Origin of the sequence: Rhizobium hidalgonense (genome assembly GCF_005862185.2) — a bacterium.
Taxonomy (GTDB): Bacteria; Pseudomonadota; Alphaproteobacteria; order Rhizobiales; family Rhizobiaceae; genus Rhizobium; species Rhizobium hidalgonense.
The window spans coordinates 4171688-4187570 of the sequence record NZ_CP054027.1; the positions used below are offsets into that span (position 1 = coordinate 4171688).

15 protein-coding genes are annotated in these 15883 nt (G+C 61.8%); 11 read left to right on the plus strand and 4 right to left on the minus strand.

Going from position 1 to position 15883, the window contains the following annotated elements; all coding sequences use genetic code 11:
- The first annotated feature begins 101 nt into the window (after positions 1–101).
- The 6 genes from FFM81_RS20350 to FFM81_RS20375 all read left to right on the plus strand — a co-directional run bounded on the left by FFM81_RS20350 (position 102) and on the right by FFM81_RS20375 (position 7904).
- Positions 102–788 carry an SH3 domain-containing protein gene (locus FFM81_RS20350; protein ID WP_138386104.1) on the plus strand — a complete coding sequence of 229 codons (687 nt, stop codon included), beginning with the start codon at positions 102–104 and terminating at the stop codon, positions 786–788.
- A 357-nt stretch (positions 789–1145) separates the two neighbouring features.
- Positions 1146–1367, plus strand: coding sequence for a hypothetical protein (locus tag FFM81_RS20355; protein WP_003571171.1), 222 nt, complete (start codon positions 1146–1148; stop codon positions 1365–1367).
- A gap of 251 nt (positions 1368–1618) precedes the next feature.
- Entirely contained in the window at positions 1619–3955 is a 2337-nt protein-coding gene (locus tag FFM81_RS20360; RefSeq protein ID WP_173883804.1) for a transglycosylase domain-containing protein, read from the plus strand.
- Positions 3956–4236: 281 nt separating this feature from the next.
- The gene (dnaK, locus tag FFM81_RS20365) at positions 4237–6156 is read left to right on the plus strand and encodes a molecular chaperone DnaK (protein WP_003571175.1); all 1920 of its coding nucleotides are present in this window, start codon (positions 4237–4239) and stop codon (positions 6154–6156) included.
- An 85-nt stretch (positions 6157–6241) separates the two neighbouring features.
- Entirely contained in the window at positions 6242–7372 is a 1131-nt protein-coding gene (dnaJ, locus tag FFM81_RS20370) for a molecular chaperone DnaJ (RefSeq protein ID WP_003571177.1), read from the plus strand.
- A 331-nt stretch (positions 7373–7703) separates the two neighbouring features.
- Positions 7704–7904, plus strand: a complete 201-nt coding sequence (locus FFM81_RS20375; RefSeq protein ID WP_003544370.1) for a hypothetical protein — start codon at positions 7704–7706, stop codon at positions 7902–7904.
- Between the two features lie 45 nt (positions 7905–7949).
- Here FFM81_RS20375 and FFM81_RS20380 read toward each other — a convergent pair whose 3' ends face one another.
- Entirely contained in the window at positions 7950–8315 is a 366-nt protein-coding gene (locus FFM81_RS20380; RefSeq protein ID WP_003571179.1) for a helix-turn-helix domain-containing protein, read from the minus strand.
- 363 nt (positions 8316–8678) lie between these two features.
- Here FFM81_RS20380 and recF point away from each other — a divergent pair, with 363 nt between their 5' ends.
- Genes recF through FFM81_RS20395 form a run of 3 tightly spaced genes read left to right on the plus strand, consistent with a single transcriptional unit; the run spans position 8679 to position 11109 of the window.
- Positions 8679–9803 (plus strand): DNA replication/repair protein RecF, encoded by a 1125-nt coding sequence (recF, locus tag FFM81_RS20385; RefSeq protein ID WP_003571181.1) that lies wholly within the window; start codon positions 8679–8681, stop codon positions 9801–9803.
- The gene (locus tag FFM81_RS20390) at positions 9800–10624 is read left to right on the plus strand and encodes a molybdopterin-synthase adenylyltransferase MoeB (RefSeq protein WP_003571183.1); all 825 of its coding nucleotides are present in this window, start codon (positions 9800–9802) and stop codon (positions 10622–10624) included. The genes recF and FFM81_RS20390 overlap by 4 nt, the downstream gene beginning before the upstream one ends.
- Positions 10621–11109, plus strand: coding sequence for a GNAT family N-acetyltransferase (locus FFM81_RS20395; RefSeq protein ID WP_003571185.1), 489 nt, complete (start codon positions 10621–10623; stop codon positions 11107–11109). Before FFM81_RS20390 ends, FFM81_RS20395 begins: the two co-directional genes overlap by 4 nt.
- Positions 11110–11121: 12 nt before the next feature.
- Here FFM81_RS20395 and FFM81_RS20400 read toward each other — a convergent pair whose 3' ends face one another.
- Positions 11122–12123 (minus strand): 2-hydroxyacid dehydrogenase, encoded by a 1002-nt coding sequence (locus tag FFM81_RS20400; RefSeq protein WP_003571187.1) that lies wholly within the window; start codon positions 12121–12123, stop codon positions 11122–11124.
- 184 nt (positions 12124–12307) lie between these two features.
- Here FFM81_RS20400 and FFM81_RS20405 point away from each other — a divergent pair, with 184 nt between their 5' ends.
- Positions 12308–12847 (plus strand): SH3 domain-containing protein, encoded by a 540-nt coding sequence (locus FFM81_RS20405; RefSeq protein WP_003571190.1) that lies wholly within the window; start codon positions 12308–12310, stop codon positions 12845–12847.
- Here FFM81_RS20405 and FFM81_RS20410 read toward each other — a convergent pair.
- Entirely contained in the window at positions 12840–13832 is a 993-nt protein-coding gene (locus FFM81_RS20410; RefSeq protein ID WP_003571192.1) for an adenosine kinase, read from the minus strand. The genes FFM81_RS20405 and FFM81_RS20410 overlap by 8 nt on opposite strands.
- 416 nt (positions 13833–14248) lie before the next feature.
- Between FFM81_RS20410 and FFM81_RS20415 the strand changes: the two genes are divergently transcribed.
- Positions 14249–15196, plus strand: coding sequence for an AEC family transporter (locus tag FFM81_RS20415; protein ID WP_003571195.1), 948 nt, complete (start codon positions 14249–14251; stop codon positions 15194–15196).
- 72 nt (positions 15197–15268) lie between these two features.
- Here the strand turns inward: FFM81_RS20415 and FFM81_RS20420 are convergent, their stop codons facing one another.
- Positions 15269–15835 (minus strand): c-type cytochrome, encoded by a 567-nt coding sequence (locus FFM81_RS20420; RefSeq protein ID WP_003571197.1) that lies wholly within the window; start codon positions 15833–15835, stop codon positions 15269–15271.
- Positions 15836–15883: the final 48 nt, after the last annotated feature.

A 15883-nucleotide genomic window follows, 5' to 3' on the forward strand; every position in this document is an offset into this window, starting at 1 on the left:
GCGAGGGCGGGCGGTCGTTTCACCTTTCCTTTCAGACCGCAGATGCCGGGCAAGTGCAGCCTGGCGCTGCCTCGAAATGCGCCTACGAGGAGTGAGAAAGCGTGAAAAATCTGTTTGCTAAAATCGCCGCCGCCGGCCTCTTCATGCTGGCGCCTGTGATCGCGCAGGCTGCCGAAGGCTATTCGACGGCGAACGTCAACATGCGCGCCGGCCCAAGCACCCGATATCCCGCCGTCGCGGTCATACCTGCAGGCTCTTCCGTCGAGATCCGCGGGTGCCTTTCCGACCTCAATTGGTGCGACGTAGAGTTCTACGGTGGCCGCGGCTGGGTCTCCGGCCAATATGTGCAGGTCCTCTATCAGCAGCGCCGCATCTATGTCGGTCCGCAATATTACCGTCCGCTCGGCATTCCGGTCATTCGCTTCAGCGTCGACAATTACTGGGATCGTTACTACCGCAACCGCGATTTCTATCGCGAGCGCGATCGCTGGAGCCGCGGCCCGGACTACTATTATCGCGACCGCGACAATCGGGACCGTGACAATCGCGATCGGGATTGGCGGGATCGCGATCAAGACGGCCGGGACCTCGATCGGAACTGGCGCGACAGGGATCGCAACCGGGACGGCGACAGAGATTCGCGCAATCGGGATCGCGACTGGCGCAATCGGGATCGCGACCAGGACGGGCGCAACGACAATCGACGAGACGACCGGAGAGATGGGGATCGCAGGCCTGATCGAAGGGATTTCGATTGCCGGCCCGGCGATCCCTCCTGCAACCAATGAGCTATAAGGTGGCGGCGCCTTCCCCTTCCGGGGCCTGACTGCCACCGGCGGACAGCCAAGAAAAAGCCCGGCGCTCCCATGAGGGATGCACCGGGCCTGATGTCGATCGGCGCGTGTTGAGGGGAGACGGCCGATCTTGCGCGAGACGTGAGGGGTTGTCCCGCTTCATTATAAACAATCGTGAAGCTTATTGGTTCCGTCGGTCGGACAGAAGATGCGCGGCGCCGGTTTCCGCCCTAAAATGCGATCCTCGACAATTTGATGTGAAAGCATCGTGATGCCCTTGTGCTGCGGGATTCTTTATTGCACTTTCGTGACGTTGCGGATCGATTTTATCCGTTCGAGGCTGGACCCCAAATGACGCAAGACTACCTGGCTTTCCCAAGGCTTTTCGGCGCTCGGTCAGTCACTATCGATGTTACCGTCTGGCATAAACACAATTCATTCCTTCCCGTGCGGCTTACCGATGGGGCGCGCCTCAATCCTTCCGGCCAGATCTGGCGCCGCTTTCATCTGGGCGAGTGGGAATATAAGCAGGACCCGGAAACGCTCGACGATTACGAGGCCCGCCAGTTCTGAGCGCACCCGGCGCGCCGCTATGCTTTCCATTGTTAACACCCCGTTAAATCGCCGCATTTACAGTTCAGTCGGGTGATCACGGCGCGCCTGCTGCACAATTCCCTAGACCGGAATCGGTTTAAGGATGAAATTGTGCAGCAGTCCAATGAGCTACAGCGTCCTTTGCGCGTCTTAAAGAAGCGCGACACTGTAGAAGCGCAGTTGGGCGAAGCCGGGCTTCGCGATCGAACATGGGGTGTGACCGGTCGGCGATGGCAGGCAGAGGCAGATCAGGCGACAGAATCGAACCGTCCTTCAGCGGCCGCCCGGCGCGCGACGATGGCGCGTTTTCCCTCGATGCCGATGACCGCATTGCCGGAAGCCGATCCACGCTGCGCGGCGGCTCAAAACCGCCGCCGCGCCCCGCCCCCCGGCGGCGGCGCGAGCCGCGAGAGCGCGAAGGCGGCGGCCTTTTCGGTTTTCTCCGCCGCGTGATCTACTGGTGCGTCGTACTGTTCATCTGGGCCGGCATCGGCATTGCCGGGCTCGTGGTCTATTATGGCTCACGCATGCCGAGCGCCAGCACATGGGCAATCCCGGAACGGCCGCCGAACGTCAAGATCACCGCCGTCGACGGCAGCGTCATTGCCAATCGCGGCGCCACCGGCGGCGAGGCGTTGTCGCTCGAAAATATGTCGCCCTATATTCCGGAAGCCGTCATCGCCATCGAGGATCGGCGTTTCTATTCGCATTTCGGCGTCGATCCGCTCGGCCTCGGCCGGGCTGTGGTGACCAACTTCACGGCTGGCCACATGGTGCAAGGTGGCTCGACATTGACGCAGCAGCTTGCCAAGAACCTCTTTCTCTCTCCCGAACGAACGCTGGAACGCAAGGTGCAGGAGGTGCTGCTCTCGCTGTGGCTGGAGCAGAAATACACCAAGGACCAGATCCTTGCGATGTACCTCAACCGGGTGTTCTTCGGGTCGAACGCCTATGGCGTCGAGGCGGCGTCACGTCGCTATTTCAACAAATCGGCGCGTGACGTGAACCTTGGCGAAGCCGCGGTGCTGGCCGGCCTGCTCAAGGCGCCGTCGCGGCTTTCGCCGGCCCGCGACGCCGACGCCGCCAATGCGCGCGCCCAGCTCGTGCTTGCGGCTATGCGCGAGCAGGGCTTCATCACCGATTCCGAGGTCAAGACCGCGATGTCGCACACCCCGGCTTCGGCCAAGAGCTATTGGTCCGGCGCCGGGCACTATGTCGCCGACATGGTGATGGACGAGCTGCCGGGCCTGATCGGTGATGTCAAGGAAGACGTCATCGTCGATACGACCATCGACAAATCGCTGGAAAAGAAGGCCGAGCAATCGCTGGTCGACGTGCTCGACAAGGAGGGCGGAAAGCTCGATGCCTCGCAGGCCGCCCTCGTCTCGATCGACGGTACCGGTGCGATCCGGGCGCTCGTCGGCGGCAGGGATTATGCGACGAGCCAGTTCAACCGCGCCGTCAAGGCCAAACGCCAGCCAGGCTCCTCTTTCAAGCCCTTTGTCTATGCGGCAGCCCTCGAAAGGGGGCTGACGCCTTTTTCGGTGTTCAATGACGCGCCGATCCGGATCGGCGACTGGACGCCCGAAAATTACGAGAAGAAATACAATGGCGAAGTGACGCTGGCGACCGCGCTTGCCAAATCGCTGAACACGGTGGCCGCCCAGTTGGTGATGTATGACGGGCCGGATCAGGTGATCAAACTTGCCCACCGGCTCGGCATCGAAAGCGAGCTGCAGCCGAACGCCTCGATTGCGCTCGGCACTTCGGAAGTGTCGCTGATGGAACTCACCGCCTCCTATGCCGCCTTCATGAATGGCGGCTATAAGGCGACGCCGCACGTCATTCGGCGGGTGACGACCGCCGAAGGCAAGGTTCTCTACGAAAATACCTATGACAGCCCGCCACGCGTGCTGTCCGAGCAGATCGCCGCCGAGATGGACACTATGATGATGGGCGTCATCGACAACGGCACCGGCAAGAGCGCCAAGCTCCCCGGCTGGCAGGCGGCCGGAAAGACCGGCACGACGCAGAATTCCCGCGACGCGCTGTTCGTCGGTTTCACCAGCAACCTCACCACCGGCGTCTGGTTCGGCAATGACGACGGCAAGCCGATGAAGAAGGTCACCGGCGGCGGCCTTCCGGCCAAAGCCTGGAAAGAATTCATGATCGCCGCCCACAAGGGTCTTTCGCCGGCGCCGCTGTTCGGCAACGGCCAGTTGATCGGCGATCCGAACAATGGTCAGCCGATGGCGCAGACAGCTTCTGGTAATGGACAAGCGAGCAGCGGGCAACCGATGACGGCCGAGGCGCCGCCTTCGACGATCGGCGGCATCATTTCCGGCGTCTTCGGCGGCGACGACAGTGCCAACCGCTATCCGCAGGCGCCCGTTCGGCAACAGAATGTGAGCTCCGGCAACGGGCCGGTTCCTCCCGCCGACGTTGCCGAAGGCGGTGGCTCCGGCTACGACGGCATGGTGCCGCCCGGCGATGTCGGGGCGCCACAGTCGACGTCCTCAGTCCAGCCGCGGCGCACCACCCTGCTCGATCTGATCATGGGCCAGTGAGATCTTTTGCTGCATGGCCGGCACAAGCCGGAGGGCTTAGAAATCGGACGCTTTGCGGACGGCGGGCGGCAGCTTTCGTGATGACTGCAAAAATTGAATGCAACACATTCGTTTTGCTGGATTCCGGGCCATTTCTCGCCTTGCAGTCCAGAAAACCGCTCCTTATATACGCCGCATCACCGCAATCACGATTGCGTAATCTTAAGTAGACCCATCCCGTAAGGGGCTGTCACGGAATGCCTTCCCGGGGTTCAGACAGCTTGCTTCAAGGAGAGAATGACATGGCAAAAGTAATTGGTATCGACCTTGGAACGACGAATTCCTGCGTCGCAGTCATGGACGGCAAGGACGCGAAGGTTATCGAGAATGCGGAAGGTGCACGCACCACCCCTTCCATGGTGGCTTTTTCCGATGATGGCGAACGCCTCGTCGGCCAGCCGGCCAAGCGCCAGGCGGTCACTAACCCGACGAATACGCTCTTTGCAGTCAAGCGCCTGATCGGCCGCCGCTATGAAGATCCGACCGTCGAGAAGGACAAGCACCTCGTTCCCTTCACCATCGTCAAGGGCGACAATGGCGACGCCTGGGTCGAAGCCAATGGCAAGGGCTATTCGCCCGCTCAGATTTCCGCGATGATCCTTCAGAAGATGAAGGAAACCGCCGAATCCTATCTCGGCGAAAAGGTCGAGAAGGCCGTCATTACCGTTCCCGCCTACTTCAACGACGCGCAGCGCCAGGCAACCAAGGATGCCGGCCGCATCGCCGGCCTTGAAGTTCTGCGCATCATCAACGAGCCGACCGCGGCCGCACTGGCCTACGGCCTCGACAAAAAAGAAGGCAAGACGATTGCCGTCTACGACCTTGGCGGCGGTACCTTCGATATCTCGATCCTCGAGATCGGCGACGGCGTCTTCGAAGTGAAGTCCACCAACGGCGATACTTTCCTCGGCGGTGAAGACTTCGACATGCGTCTCGTCGAATATCTCGTCGGCGAATTCAAGCGCGACAACGGCATCGACCTGAAGAACGACAAGCTTGCCCTGCAGCGCCTCAAGGAAGCTGCGGAGAAGGCGAAGATCGAACTTTCCTCCTCGCAGCAGACCGAAATCAACCTGCCGTTCATCACCGCCGATGCCTCCGGCCCGAAGCATCTGACGCTGAAGCTGACCCGCGCCAAGCTCGAGAGCTTGGTCGACGATCTCGTCCAGCGTACGATCGCACCCTGCAAGGCCGCTCTCAAGGATGCCGGCGTTACCGCGGCCGAAATCGACGAAGTCGTTCTCGTCGGCGGCATGAGCCGCATGCCGAAGGTCCAGGAAGTCGTCAAGCAGTTGTTCGGCAAGGAGCCGCACAAGGGCGTCAACCCGGATGAAGTCGTTGCACTCGGCGCCGCTATCCAGGCCGGCGTTCTGCAGGGCGACGTCAAGGACGTGCTGCTGCTCGACGTGACGCCGCTGTCGCTCGGCATCGAGACGCTCGGTGGCGTCTTCACCCGCCTGATCGAACGCAACACGACGATCCCGACGAAGAAGAGCCAGACCTTCTCGACTGCCGAAGACAACCAGCAGGCCGTCACCATCCGCGTTTCGCAGGGCGAGCGTGAAATGGCTGCCGACAACAAGCTGCTCGGCCAGTTCGATCTCGTCGGCCTGCCGCCGTCGCCGCGCGGCATGCCGCAGATCGAAGTCACCTTCGACATCGACGCCAACGGCATCGTGCAGGTTTCGGCCAAGGACAAGGGCACCGGCAAGGAGCAGCAGATCCGCATCCAGGCTTCCGGCGGTCTTTCCGACGCCGACATCGAAAAGATGGTCAAGGATGCCGAAGCCCATGCCACCGAGGACAAGAAGCGCCGCGAAGGCGTGGAGGCCAAGAACCAGGCCGAAAGCCTGATCCACTCCACGGAAAAGTCGCTCAAGGATTATGGCGACAAGGTTTCCGAAGCCGACCGTACCGCGATTTCCGATGCGATTGCCGCGCTGAAGTCGGCGACCGAGGCAACTGAAGCCGATGCCGAAGACATCAAGGCCAAGACCCAGACCCTGATGGAAGTGTCGATGAAGCTCGGCCAGGCGATCTATGAAGCGCAGCAAGCCGAAGGCGGCGCTGCGGCCGGCGATGCCTCCGCGGAAGGCGGCGACAATGTCGTCGATGCCGACTACGAGGAAATCAAGGACGACGACCGCAAAAAGTCCGCGTAATCCGCGACGGCGTGGTTATGCTTCAACATCTGATCCGGCTGCTCACCATGGCAGCCGGAAATCCATTTCCGGGGTTTAATCCTTAATGGCAAAAGCGGACTTTTACGAAACTCTGGGTGTAGCCAAGACGGCGGACGAGAAAGAGCTGAAAAGCGCCTTCCGCAAACTGGCAATGAAATACCATCCGGACAAGAACCCGGATGACAAGGACGCCGAACGCAAGTTCAAGGAAATCAACGAAGCCTACGAGATGCTCAAGGACCCGCAGAAACGGGCGGCCTATGATCGCTACGGCCATGCGGCCTTCGAGCATGGCGGCATGGGCGGCGGTGGCGGCGGCGGCTTTGCCGGCGGCGGCTTCTCCGACATCTTCGAGGATATCTTCGGTGAGATGATGGGTGGCGGGCGGGCGCGCCAGCGCTCGTCGGGCGGCCGCGAACGCGGCGCCGATCTTCGCTACAATATGGAAATTACGCTGGAAGAGGCGTTCTCCGGCAAGACGGCGCAGATCCGCGTTCCCACTTCGATCACTTGCGATGTCTGTTCGGGTTCGGGCGCCAAGCCCGGCACCCAGCCGAAGAATTGCGGCACCTGCCAGGGATCGGGGCGCGTGCGCGCGGCACAGGGCTTCTTCTCGATCGAGCGGACCTGCCCGACCTGCCACGGCCGCGGCCAGATCATTCCCGATCCCTGCCCGAAGTGCCACGGCCAGGGCCGGGTAACGGAAGAGCGTTCGCTCTCGGTCAATATCCCCGCTGGCATCGAGGACGGCACACGCATCCGCCTGCAGGGCGAAGGCGAAGCCGGCGCCCGTGGCGGGCCGGCAGGCGACCTCTATATCTTCCTGTCGGTGAAGCCGCATGAATTCTATCAGCGCGACGGGGCCGATCTCTATTGCGCCGTGCCGATCTCAATGACGACGGCCGCCCTGGGCGGCACTTTCGACGTGGCGACGCTCGACGGCACCAAATCGCGCGTCAGCGTGCCCGAGGGCACGCAGGCCGGCAAACAGTTCCGCCTCAAGAGCAAGGGCATGCCGGTGCTGCGTTCGGCGCAGACGGGCGACCTCTACATCCAGATCCAGATCGAGACGCCGCAAAAGCTCACCAAGCGCCAGCGCGAGTTGCTGCAGGAATTCGAACAGCTGTCCTCCAAGGAGAACAATCCCGAATCGACGGGCTTCTTTGCCCGGATGAAGGAATTCTTCGAAGGCTGAGCCGCGTTCGACAGGTCCATCTCGAAAGCCGGGGGCGGAAACGTCTCCGGCTTTTTTGTTTCCGCGCGCCCGACGCTTCTGGAATTGTCCCGATCTGCAACATCGGCCGTTCATGCTGGGCGACATGTCCGGATTTGGCACGTCGCCCAGGCGGAACAAGACTTGCGTTAACGCCGCCAGATGATGCCGCTTGCAAGTTTTCGAAATGAATTCAGTCTCTGCCGTCAGCGCATAACCCGAAATCGGAACCGATATCCGGCAAGGACTATGCGGATTCAAAATGATAGAGCGTCCTCAGACGCGCGGGACAACCAAACCAAGGGTATCTGCCATGGCGCCAGCCTTTTCCTCTCAGTCCGAAGACGTCGACGTTCTCGCCGGCGCCATCTATACATGGTGCGCCGAACGCAACATCAAGCTTCGCAGTCAGCAGGGGCTTTCCATCGCCAGTATCGCGATCGACCTCTATCACGCCGGCCACCAGACGCAGGATGATCTGCTGATGGCACTGCACGAATGCGAGATCCACTAAAATGTCAGCGTTGAGACCACGAGCAAGTACGCTATCCCGGCGAGATCAGGCGGCGCTTTCGGTCGTTTCGCCACTCATGATCGTAACGATGGTTTTGACCGCTTCCTTGCCTGCCGGTGAATTCAGTCTGTCGTAGCTCAATGCAAGCGCATAGGCGTCGGGGCTGAGTTCGATACGGCCGCTGAATTGCGAAATGCCGGCTCCCTCGAAAAGAGCAGCGATATCGACATCGAGAAAAACTGCTATCTGATGCAGCTTGCTGGCGGAAACGCGGTTCGCGCCTTTTTCGTATTTCTGAATCTGCTGGAATGTCAGTCCGAGTGCTTCGCCAAGCTCGAGCTGGGAAACACGGCGAAGGGCGCGAAACTGTCTTACGTTGCGACCAACGATAATATCAACCGGATCTGGCACTTCATCACTCTCTGATACATAAACAGTCCGTTAACCATATCGATTTCATCAGATAACTCAACCCTGCAGTTGCAAAATTCAACCGACTTTTTTTGGGCCTTACGTTACGTCAGCGGCGTGAAATATTGTCGCAATAAGCCGATTGTATGGCCTCGCAGTCACTGAACATGCTGGTCTCCATCGCGCGCCGATGACGTCGCGACATCCGTCTTCAGGTTGTATTTTTACTAAACATTCTGTTCCTTGCGGCATCGTGCCTGATGCGCGACCGGCAGCAGCAGCCATCCACGCCCGCGAAGCTGCGAGCCTTGCCATCAACGCCGCTTAGGCTTAGCTGTCACGCTTCACGAATCCGGACATTCGATGCCGCACAAGGTTTCTCTTTCCCGTTTGAGGCTGACAGACTTCCGCAACTATGCGGCGGCGGCCCTTGCCCTAGACGGCCGGCACGCCGTGCTGACGGGCGACAACGGCGCCGGCAAGACCAATCTCATGGAGGCGGTGTCACTGCTTTCGCCGGGCCGAGGGCTGCGCCGCGCCGCCTATGGCGACATCACCCGCGTCGGTGCAGCCGGCGGTTTTTCGATCTTCGCCGCGCTCGACGGCATGGAAGGCGAAGTCGAAATCGGCACCGGTATCGAAACAAGCGAGGAGGCCACCGCCCGCAGGCTGCGGATCAACGGTACCCCGGCCAAAACAGCCGACGAACTCACCGACCATCTGCGCCTCCTCTGGCTGACACCGGCGATGGACGGCCTGTTTACCGGCGCCTCCTCCGACCGGCGTCGCTTTCTTGACCGGCTAGTGCTGTCGCTCGATCCCGCCCATGGGCGCCGCGCCAGCGATTTCGAGCGTGCCATGCGCAGCCGTAACAAATTGCTGGATGAAGGTCGCTTCGACCCCTCCTGGCTTGCCGGCATCGAGCAACAGATGGCCAGCCTCGGCATCGCCATGGCGCTCGCCCGGCAGGAAATGCTCGGCCTGCTGACCCGGCTGATCGAGGAAACTCGCGAGAACTCGCCTTTTCCTTCAGCGTCGCTGCAGCTCTCGGGCTTCATGGACGGTCAGTTTTCGCGCCCCTCGGTCGACCTCGAGGACGATTATGCGGCGATGCTGGCCGAGAGCCGCTACCGCGACGCGGGTGCCGGGCGTACGCTCGAAGGGCCGCACCGGGCCGATCTGATCGTCCATCACCGGGAAAAGGCGATGGAGGCGGAGCGCTGCTCCACCGGCGAGCAGAAAGCGCTGCTTGTGGGCCTGGTGCTTGCGCATGCACGCCTGGTCGGCAATCTCACCGGCCATGCACCGATCCTGCTGCTCGACGAGATCGCGGCGCATCTCGACGAGAACAGACGCGCCGCGCTGTTCGACCTGATCGACGGGCTCGGCGGCCAGGCCTTCATGACCGGCACGGATCGCGTGATGTTTTCGGCGCTCGGCGACAGGGCGCAGTTCTTCACGGTGGCCGACGGAAGGGTGTTCGAATGACGGAGGCGGCTTTTCCCGATGTCGGGCGCCATGATAAGATCGGCGCCATGGAACCGCTCAGCCCCGACGAAATCGCCCGTTATCACCGCCACATCCTGCTTCCCGAGATCGGCGGCGCCGGCCAGCAGAGGTTGAAGGCCGCCCGGGTGCTGGTGATCGGCGCCGGCGGCCTCGGTGCGCCGATCCTGCAGTATCTCGCCGCAGCCGGTATCGGCACGCTCGGTATCGTCGACGACGACCGGGTGTCGCTGTCGAACCTGCAGCGTCAGGTGATCCATGATTCCGGCACGATCGGCGAGTTGAAGACGGAAAGTGCCGCGTCCGCCATCGCCAGGCTCAATCCGCATGTCCGGCTGATCCGCTTCGAGGAACGCTTTTCCCAGGAGAGCGCCCGCCGGCAACTGTCCGGCTTCGATCTCTTGATCGACGGTTCCGACAATTTCGACACGCGTTATACCGCCGCCGATGCGGCGGAGGAAGCGCGCATTCCGCTCGTCACCGGCGCTGTCGGGCGGTTCGACGGCTCGCTGACGGTTCTCAAACCCTATGAAAGTGCCGCGGACGGGACGCCCAACCCCAGATATCGCGATCTGTTTCCGGAAGCGCCGCCGGCGGGGCTCATTCCCGCCTGCGCCGAGGCCGGCGTCATCGGCGCGCTCACCGGCGTCATCGGCACAATGATGGCGATGGAGGCGATCAAACTCGTCACCGGCACCGGCGAACCGCTGGTCGGACGGCTGCTGCTCTACGACGCACTGAAGGCCCGCTTCGACACGGTCCGCTACAGACGAAGCCGCACAACACAAAGACAGGCCGGATGACGATTATTCCTCTCGATCATAGTTTCACGCGCTGGGACGAACTGCTCGCACTGATCCTCGCCTCCTTCGCTTCGATGAACGGCAGGATCGATCCGCCCTCCTCGGCGCTCAAGCTGACGGCGGAGTCGCTGGCAGAAAAGGCCAGGGCGGAGATCGGCCATGTCGCCCTCGACGGCGAAAGGTTGATCGGCTGCCTCTTCCTGCGGCCGGAGGCCGATTGTCTCTATGTCGGCAAGCTTGCCGTTCTGCCGGAGGTGCAGGGCAAGGGCCTCGGCAAACGGCTGCTGGCGATTGCCGAACAGACGGCAGCAAGGCTCGGACTTCCGGTTTTGCGGCTGGAAACACGCATCGAGCTCACCGACAATCACGCCGTCTTCGCCGCCTGGGGTTTTTCGAGAACCGCCGAAAAGGCGCATCCCGGCTTTTCCAGGACGACCTTCGTCGAGATGCGCAAGGCCCTTCCGCCTCAGATCCCGGTCGTCTGAACCAGCCCGGCTTCAGCGCCCCGGCAGCACCCGGTTCGGCGGCCTGTGGCCGTCGATGAAGGCGCGGATATTGATGATGACCTTGTCACCCATGTCGATGCGGCCTTCGATCGTCGCCGAACTCATATGCGGCAGCAGAACGACCTTACCATCATTGGCGAGCTTGACGAGCTTCGGGTTGACGGCAGGCTCGTTTTCGAAGACGTCGAGGCCGGCGCCGGCGATCCGGCCCTCCCTCAGAGCCTTGATCAGCGCAGCTTCATCGACCACGTCGCCGCGCGCGGTGTTGACGAGATAGGCGGTCGGCTGCAGCAGCGCCAGCCGGCGTGCCGAGATCAGGTGGAAGGTCGCCGGCGTCGACGGGCAATTGACTGAAACGATGTCGACGCGGGCGAGCATCTGGTCGAGGCTTTCCCAATAGGTCGCTTCCAGTTCGTCTTCGACAGCGGGATTGACGCGCTTGCGGTTGTGGTAGTGGATCGACAGGCCGAAAGCCTTGGCGCGGCGGGCGACCGCCGTGCCGATGCGGCCCATGCCGACGATGCCGATGCGCTTGCCGTGAATGCGCCGGCCGAGCATCCAGGTCGGAGACCAGCCGGCCCATTCGCCGGGATTGTCGGTCAGCACGCGGGCACCCTCGCCGAGCCGTCTCGGAACCGCGAGAATGAGCGCCATCGTCATATCGGCCGTATCCTCGGTCAGGACGTTCGGCGTATTGGTGACGGTGATGCCCCTGCGCGCCGCCGCCTCGACATCGATATGGTCGGTGCCGTTGGAGAAGCTGGCGATCAGCTTCATCTGCGGCCCGGCCTGATCGATCAGCGCCGCGTCGATTCGATCGGTGACGGTCGGGACCAGCACGTCGGCGGTCCTGACCGCGGCGACAAGCTCGGGAACGGAACGCGGCGCGTCGTCGATGTTGAGCTCGGCGTCGAACAGCTCGCGCATGCGAGTTTCGACGGCATCGGGCAGCTTGCGGGTGATATAGACCTTCGGTTTTTTCTTCGCTGTCATGGCTGGCTGTGGTGCCTTGTTCAGAGGTCTTTAACCAAGAGGGGTGATAATTTTCCCATCCGGGCATTTTCTACCAGACCCGCACGCGAAGACAAACAAAACTCGCGCTGCAGGTGGGGAATGTCAGAGCCCGGACCGCGAACAGGCCGGGCCTGCCCGCGAATTCGAGCAAACGGAAACTTCCATGCGCAGCAAAGTCCTGAAGTCCTGCCTTGCCCTTGCCATCGCTCTGGCCGCATCCCTGGGAACCGTCGAATTTGCCCATGCGCAGGCTGCCAAGGGACCAAGCGGACTGCCATTGCCGCGTTTTGTCACGCTGAAATCCAAGCGCGTCAACCTGCGCATCGGCCCGGGAACGGATTATGCGGTGTCGTGGATGTATCTGAAATCCGGCCTGCCGGTGGAGATCATCCAGGAATATGACAACTGGCGCCGCATCCGCGATGCCGACGGCACCGAAGGCTGGGTCAACCAGTCGCTGCTCTCAGGCCAGCGCGCGGCGATCGCCGCTCCGTGGATGAAGACGAAGGCCAAGGGCGTCTTCGTCAATCTGCGCCGCGAGGCGCAGCCCTCCGCGTCGGTCGTTGCCAAGCTGGAACCCGGCGTGATGCTGACGATCGGCGAATGCAACGGCGACTGGTGCCGCGCCGAAACCGACGGCGCCGCCGGTTGGGTGGCGCAGTCGGAGATCTGGGGCGCCTATCCCGGCGAAGCCTTCAAATAAGCCCAGCCTGTTTGGCGGCCTCGGAAAGCGAGGTCATCGGACGCGGGCCGATCTGCTGGATAACGATGCCGGCAGCCAGGCAGCCCAGCTTGCCGCAATCCTCCAGAGAGCGTCCCTGCGTATAGCCGTAGAGGAAGCCGGAGGCGAAGAGATCGCCGGCGCCCGTCGTGTCGACGACTTCCCTGATCCTGATCGCATCGACGTAATAACGCTCACGGCCCTTCAGGATGACGGCGCCATCCTCGCTCATGGTCACGGCGGCGATCTTGCAATCGGCGGCGATCCTGTTCAGCGCCTCTTCGAAATCGTCGGTTTCGTAGAGCGACAGCGCTTCCTGGCGATTGGCGAACACGATATCGACCTTGCCGGAGCGCATCAGATCGAGGAACTCGCCGCGATAGCGGCCGACGCAGAAGCTGTCGGACAGCGTCATCGACATTTCGCGGCCGTTTTCATGGGCGATGCGGGCGCAATCGAGGATGGCTTCCTTGGCGCGCGGCGGATCCCAGAGATAACCCTCGAAATAGGTGACCTTGGCGTCGGCTACGACGTCGGGTTCGACGTCTTCAGGGCCGAGCTCGACGCAGGCGCCGAGATAGGTGTTCATCGAACGCTCGCCGTCCTCGGTGACGAAAATCATCGAGCGCGCCGTCGGCGGGAAGGTGCCCTTGGGCTTTGTCTGGTAGTGCACACCCTGGGCGCGGATGTCGTGGGTGAAGATGTCGCCCAGCTGATCGGTGGCGACGTTGCCGAAATAGGCGGCCTTGCCGCCGAGGCTGGCAACGCCGGCCGCCGTGTTGCCGGCGCTGCCGCCGGAGGCTTCGAGCGCCGGCCCCATGCGCGAATACAAGAGTTCGGCACGCTCGGCATCGATGAGGTTCATCGCCGCCTTGGTGATCTTGTTATCAATGAGGAACTGGTCGTCGCAACGGGCAATGATGTCCACGATTGCGTTGCCGACTGTCAGAACGTCGAATCTTGTCATGAAAAGGGGAGTCCCGGATTAGTGATAGCCGGGGTTCGGTCTTAGCGAAATTTCCGCGGTTTGGAAGGATAAATGGTGGATGGCACCTCTATTTCTTCGCAAAACTGCCGTCTCTTCGTCATGCCCCTGTCATTTTCGAAATCTAGAAATAGTCGCAAGAAGACCGGCATGAGCAGCTTTCAGTTGCAGCCGGGCGTACGAGGGATGATCCCCTCGATCTTGACGGCGCGATGCTGACCACGGATGAACTGGCAGCTTCGCGATTGCTCCGGCAAGGCCGGAGCGGAAAAGCGGGCGATGCCCGCTTTTTTTGTTTCTCGGATACCACGGCTGCCGGATCAGGCTGGTTTGCCTTTTCAATCCAGACGGTTTGCTGTTAGAGGTCGGATACTCCCCCGCGCAGAGCAGTCCTCCTCATGTCAGCCATCATTCTCGACGTTCTTCCCATCTTCATCCTGATCCTCATCGGCTGGGTGATCGTCCGCAGCGGCTTGATGGCATCGAATGTCGGCGAAGCGCTCAGCGAATTCGTCTTCAAGATCGCCGTGCCGCTGCTGCTCTTCCGCACCATCGCCGAGGCGGATTTTCACGGCGCCTCGCCCTTCCGACTGTGGATCGTCTATTTCTCAGGCGTTGCCATTACCTGGGCGACCGGCCATATCGCCGCGACACGCCTCTTCGGCCGCGACGAGCGGATCGGCGTGCTGGCCGGCGTTTCCTCGGCTTTCGCCAATAATATCTTCATCGGCCTGCCGCTCGTCGAGCGCACCGTCGGCGACGAGGGGCTGGTGGCGCTGTCGATCCTGCTTGCCGTGCATCTGCCTGTCATGATGGTCGCCGGCACGGTGCTGATGGAGCATGCCGAGCGCAAGATCGCCGGCAAAAGCGATCGCAGCATGGTGCTCGTGCTTCGCCAGATCGCCGTCAATCTCGTGCGCAATCCGCTGGTGATCGGGCTTGCGGCCGGTATGGCCATGCACCTTTCCGGCCTCACCATGCCGGTAACCCTGGCAACCGTCGTCAAGCAGATTGCCGGCATTGCCGGCCCGGCAGCGCTGATCTCGCTCGGCATGGCGCTGGAGAAATACGGCATCTCAGGCAATCTCGGCATCGCCAGCGTCACCTCGAGCCTGAAGCTGCTATTGCTGCCCGGCTGCGTATGGGCGGCGAGCCATCTCCTCGGCCTCAGTCCGGAATGGACGGCGGCGATCGTGCTGACATCCTCGGTACCCACGGGCGTCAACGCCTGGCTGATCGCCAACCGATTCGGCGTCGGCCACAGCATTGCTGCCTCGACGATCACGGTGACGACGGCGCTCGGCGCCATCACGGTCTCGCTCTGGGCCTATTTCCTGGGTGCCTGAACAGGCTCCGCACAACAAAAAGCCCGGCTTCGCGGGCCGGGCTCTCTATCACGTGCGATTATTCCGTCCGCGTTACTGCGTCGCCGTCTTCGGATCCGGCAGCGGCACCGGCGAATCAGACAGCGTGTGCAGGTAGAGGATGACGTTGGCGCGGTCCTGATCCTTCGCCAGACCGGCAAAGCCCATGGCGGTGCCGGGAACATCCTTCTTCGGCGCCAGCAGGAACTTGTTCAGAAATTCGAAGGTCCACTTCTCGCTGCTGCCCTTGGAGAAATCCTTCATGGCAGCGGAATAGGCGAAGCCCTCATGCGAGGCGATCGGGCGATCTACGACACCAAAGAGGTTGGGACCGACCTTGTTCGGTCCCCCTTTGGTGCCGTCATGACAGGCCTGACACTTCTTGAAGACCGTTTCACCGGCCTTGGCATCGGCAGAAGCGAGCAATTGCGCGATCGGAACGGCAGCAGCGGCAGGCGCAGCTTCGCCACCAGCGGCGGGCGCCTCTTCGGCAACGATCGCGAAACCTTCCTTTTCCGGTGCTTCGGAATGGAAGATCCCCTCGGACGCGATGGAGACCGACATCAGAACGAAAATCGTCCCGAGCAGTGCCCCCACGGCCGTATTGACGTATGAATTCATCTGCAATGCTCCCCTTGCAGCCGGCAGACCATAAACCGGACCATCTTG